Annotated in this window: 4 protein-coding genes; all 4 read left to right on the top strand. The window is 50.2% G+C overall.

Annotated elements, in window-relative coordinates; translation table 11 throughout:
• The coding region (locus tag ACFRAK_RS27295; RefSeq protein ID WP_394572924.1) for a Bax inhibitor-1/YccA family membrane protein at positions 1-219 on the top strand (219 nt) is incomplete at its 5' end.
• Between the two features lie 74 nt (positions 220-293).
• Positions 294-1193, top strand: coding sequence for a 3-hydroxyacyl-CoA dehydrogenase (locus tag ACFRAK_RS27290; protein ID WP_394572923.1), 900 nt, complete (start codon positions 294-296; stop codon positions 1191-1193).
• A gap of 95 nt (positions 1194-1288) precedes the next feature.
• Positions 1289-2269: an aminoglycoside phosphotransferase family protein gene (locus ACFRAK_RS27285; RefSeq protein WP_394572922.1), complete on the top strand. Its 981-nt coding sequence runs from the start codon at positions 1289-1291 to the stop codon at positions 2267-2269.
• Between the two features lie 144 nt (positions 2270-2413).
• Positions 2414-2730, top strand: a 317-nt coding sequence (locus ACFRAK_RS27280; protein WP_394572921.1) for a protein adenylyltransferase SelO family protein, incomplete at its 3' end; no start/stop codon positions are given.

The following is a 2730-nucleotide window of genomic DNA, read 5'->3' as shown; positions in this document are numbered from 1 at the left end:
CTGCATGACAGTACACCCATTGGCATTGGCATATCGATATTCATTATTATTATCGCTGCGCTGAACTTCGTGCTTGATTTCAACTTGATCGAAGAGGGCGCACAGCAGGGTGCACCCAAATATATGGAATGGTACTGCTCCTTCGGTCTCTTGGTTACGTTGATTTGGTTGTATATCGAGATTATTCGTTTGCTTGCCAAACTGGCTAATCGGAAGTAAAGGTCAGTTTAGTAGTATGCTTTGCTCCTTTATGGGGATATTTACAATATCCCATACACCAGAGGAGAATGAAATTGAATTATCGGAATGTTACCGTTGCCGGCAGCGGCGTGTTAGGAAGTCAGATCGCCTATCAGACGGCCTTCAAGGGCTTCCATGTGTCGGTGTACGATATTAATGACGAGTCGCTGGAGAAGGCGAAAGAGAGAATTATGGCTCTCAAGCCAAGATATCAAGCGGATCTCGGTGCTTCAGAGGCTGATGTGAATGCGGCCTATGACCGCATGACGTTCAGTAGTGACTTATCGCGCGCTACCGCCGAAGCCGACCTCGTGATTGAGGCGATTCCGGAAGTAGTGCAGATGAAGAAGGACTTCTATCGAGAGCTTGGGGCGGCAGCGCCGGAGAAGACGATCTTTGCGACGAACTCGTCAACCTTGTTGCCTAGTCAATTCGCGGAGGAGACAGGTCGGCCGGAGAAGTTTCTGGCGCTGCATTTTGCCAATGAAATCTGGAGGAACAACACGGCTGAGATCATGAAGCATCCGGGAACGGATATGGACGTGTTCCATGAAGTGATCGAATTCGCGAAGGCGATTGGCATGGTGGCTTTGCCGCTGCATAAAGAGCAGCCGGGTTACATCCTGAATTCGCTGTTGGTGCCGTTGCTGGAAGCTGCACAGATGCTCTTGATACGCGAGGTCGCTGATCCGGAAACGATCGACAAAACATGGATGGTTGCTACCGGTGCGCCGCTAGGACCCTTTGCCATCCTCGATGTCGTAGGCATTAATACGGCGTATAATATCGGGCATGCGAAGGCTCAGGTGACAGGGCATGACGAGTATAAGAAGGTTGCCGAATTACTGAAATCGGAGTACATCGATAAGAACAAACTTGGGAGGGCTACAGGGGAAGGCTTTTATACGTATCCGAACCCAAGCTTTGCCGATCCGGATTTCTTGAAGAGCTGATGAAGATGAACCATCAACAAAGCCCTCGGACTGTGTCCAAGGGCTTATTATTCGTATGGATATTTTAGGCAAAACCGATAATGGAGCGTGATTGCATGACATGGAATGGTCATCTGCCTGAACACGAATTGCAAGAGTATGTTGCGAAAGTGCTGGGAAGTGGATATGCTGCAGCCGATGTTGTAAGAATGCAGGGTGGGGCGCAGAAGGTCGTGTACAAGATCGAGTGTACGAACGGGTTCGCTTGTATGCTGTACGTCTGGGACCTGAATCATAATTATTTCCAGGAGGAGATCAGCCAGGAAGAGACAGAGGAACGCTCCTTCGGCGGTCTGTCCTTTCAGATCAATCATCGTTTCATGCGGGAGAGCGGGGTGCTTACTCCGGCGTTATATGATCTTAATGTTGAACGTTCGCGATATCCGTTCGATTACGCGTTGGTGGAATATATTCATGGTCCGAAGGCAGAGGCTTATATGGGTCATTCCGATCCGCTGGCTCAGAAGCGGGTCTTCGGACGTTTGGGGGAGATGATCGCGAATATGCATGCGCATGAGAGAGCATTTCACGGACGACCCGATTCTGGCGAAAAGAACCTGGAACCTTGCCATCTCTTGTTGCTTAAGGAGGCCAAGGAGGAGTTATCCTTCTTATCACAGCAGGTGGAGTCGATTCAGAAGCAGCATGATCACATCTTAACCGTGCTGGATCAGTTGGGGGCGAGTATTGATGCAAGACGGCTCTATGGGTATATTCACGGAGAGCTTGGGCCAGACCATGTGATCGTGACACAGGAGCAGAAGCCCTATCTCATTGATATTGAAGGGGCGAGGTTTTTCGACATCGAATATGAGCATGTATTCCTGGAGCTGCGTTTCGGGGATCGGTATCGTGATCTGGCCGGTGATCGGCTGGATTGGAATCGGATGCAGTTCTACCGTCTTTATCATTACATTTCTTTGACTGGCGGCGGCCTGAAGCTGCTGCATCGCGGGTTCCCGGATCAAGCGTTCGCGAGCAGGCTCGCGGCATACCATACTGGCAATATCCTGAGATTTGTACAAGAGTGGGGCTAGTTCTTTTTTAAATGGATCGATATTCAGGGTGGTTGATGTGGCATACTAGATATGGAAACATCCTAACTTTCTTCTATACGAACCTGACTTGTGTTTATATATAGGGTAGTGGTTAATTAACGATGCATCAAAAAAGGAGATACGATGACGAACTATCAAGCACAATCCAATATAGGTTGGAATTTCGATAACAGTTATGCCAAGCTCCCGCCCCTTATGTACACGATTCAGGATCCGACACCGGTGAAGTCACCCCGGATCGTCGTACTGAATGAGCGGCTGGCCGTCTCTCTCGGTCTAGACTCGCAGGCACTGCGTAGCGACGACGGGACTGCGATGCTGGCGGGCAACCAGTTGCCGGTAGGAGCGACGCCACTGGCCCAGGCGTATGCCGGACATCAATTCGGGCACTTGAATATGCTTGGAGACGGTCGTGCCGTCCTGCTGGGCGAGCAAGTGAC

The sequence above is a fragment of the Peribacillus sp. NPDC056705 genome, assembly GCF_043656335.1.
The sequence above is the reverse complement of the archived record's forward strand: the minus strand, read 5'-3'. Positions and strand labels throughout refer to the sequence as shown.